The sequence below is a fragment of the Brachybacterium sp. Marseille-Q7125 genome (assembly GCF_023062615.1).
Classification (GTDB): Bacteria; Actinomycetota; Actinomycetes; order Actinomycetales; family Dermabacteraceae; genus Brachybacterium.
On the sequence record NZ_JALLAL010000169.1, the window covers coordinates 1 to 436 of the forward strand.

General features: G+C 87.4%; 1 protein-coding gene. It reads right to left on the reverse strand.

From position 1 onward, the window contains the following. Positions 1-414, reverse strand: a 414-nt coding sequence (locus MU407_RS14545; RefSeq protein ID WP_348648040.1) for a transglycosylase family protein, incomplete at its 3' end; no start/stop codon positions are given. Positions 415-436: the final 22 nt, after the last annotated feature.

The following is a 436-nucleotide window of genomic DNA, read 5'->3' on the forward strand; positions in this document are numbered from 1 at the left end:
GGGCGCATACGGCAGGCCTCCCGCGGCCGCCCAGGAGGACCGCGAGAACGGCAGGCCGCCGTAGGAGCCGGAGCCGGCGGGGAGCGACCAGCCGCCGCCGGACCCGCAGGCGGCGACCGCGGCCCAGCCGCAGGCGGCCGGCGCGGAGGGGGCGGTGGCCAGCAGGCCGGCGGCGGCGGCGGGGGCGCGGGCGGGGGGGGGGCGGGGGGGGGTGCGGGAGCGGGGCGGGGGGGGGGGGGGGGGGGGGCGGGGCGCCGCGGGGGGGGGGGGGGGGGGGGGGCGGGGGGCGGCGGGGGGGGCGGCGGCGGCGGGGGAGGCCGCCCCGGAGGCCGGCGGAGGCGGTGGTACCGGGGCGGCAGGGGTGGCCGGGGGTGCCGCTGCTGCGGCGGAGCTGCGCGGGCACTGGGCCGCAATCCTCGATGAGCGGCAGCGGAAC